Source organism: Mesorhizobium sp. M0317 (assembly GCF_040321555.1).
Taxonomy (GTDB): domain Bacteria; phylum Pseudomonadota; class Alphaproteobacteria; order Rhizobiales; family Rhizobiaceae; genus Mesorhizobium.
Window position 1 is genome coordinate 1 of the sequence record NZ_JAMYRV010000115.1, and the last position, 638, is coordinate 638.

At 61.1% G+C, this 638-nt stretch carries 1 protein-coding gene; it reads right to left on the reverse strand.

Features of this window, described 5'->3' with window-relative positions:
* On the reverse strand, nucleotides 1-603 hold a 603-nt coding region (locus tag NKI88_RS31770; RefSeq protein WP_352659355.1), incomplete at its 3' end, for a transposase.
* Between the last annotated feature and the right edge of the window lie 35 nt (nucleotides 604-638).

Genomic DNA, 638 nt, shown 5'->3' on the forward strand with positions numbered 1-638 from the left:
GAACAGCCGAGCATCACGATCAGTGGTCGAGGCATGCGTCTCGTTCGAGCGCTTCTGGCCATGGAAGTCCGCCTCCTCATTGCGCCCGCCACCCGACGGTGGCTCATCCAAGCCGTCCTTCCGCTTGAAGCTCTTCATCGACGCCCAGGCCTCGATCAAGGTGCCGTCGACTGAGAAGTGATCCGTGGAGAGAAGCTTCTTCACCTTGGGCTGCGCCAGGACAGCGTTCAAGAACTTCGCCGCGATGTCGCCCTCCAGCAGCCGGTCGCGGTTCTTCGAGAAGACCGAGTGATCCCAGGCCGCGTCGTCAACGCCGATGCCGACGAACCAGCGGAACAGAAGATCGTATTCCAGCCGCTCCATCAAAAGCCGTTCAGAGCGGATCGAATAGAACGCCTGCAACAGCATTGCCCTGAGCAGCTTCTCCGGCGGGATCGAAGGTCGCCCGATCGGCGAATACAGCGCCGCGAAGTCCCGCTCTAACGCTGCCAGCGCCTCATTCACTATCCGACGGATCGCGCGCAGTGGATGATCGCGCCGAACCCGCGCCTCGAGATCAACGTAGCTGAACAACTCGCCAGTTCGATTGTCGCCGCCGCGCACGATTCACCCTCCGCATTCTCGCGAAATGAGTGAAT